The organism is Streptomyces sp. MMG1533, from assembly GCF_001279775.1.
Taxonomy (GTDB): Bacteria; Actinomycetota; Actinomycetes; order Streptomycetales; family Streptomycetaceae; genus Streptomyces.
Window position 1 is genome coordinate 1 of the sequence record NZ_LGDG01000151.1, and the last position, 338, is coordinate 338.

Annotated in this window: 1 protein-coding gene; it reads left to right on the forward strand. The window is 67.2% G+C overall.

Annotated elements, in window-relative coordinates; all coding sequences use genetic code 11:
• Window positions 1-338, forward strand: a 338-nt coding sequence (locus ADK57_RS16595) for a HAMP domain-containing protein (RefSeq protein ID WP_159050079.1), incomplete at both ends; no start/stop codon positions are given.

Below are 338 nucleotides of genomic sequence, written 5' to 3' on the forward strand. Positions count from 1 at the left end.
CGGCGAGATCCTCGAACTCAAGAACACCATCAACACGATGGTCGACCAGCTCTCCGCCTTCGCCGACGAGGTCACCCGCGTCGCCCGCGAGGTCGGCACCGAGGGACGGCTCGGCGGGCAGGCGGACGTCAAGGGCGTCAAGGGCACCTGGCGCGACCTCACCGACTCGGTGAACTTCATGGCGGGCAACCTCACCGCCCAGGTCCGCAACGTCGCCCAGGTGGCCACGGCCGTGGCGAAGGGCGACCTCTCCCAGAAGATCACCGTCGACGCCCGCGGCGAGATCCTCGAACTCAAGAACACCATCAACACGATGGTCGACCAGCTCTCCGCCTTCG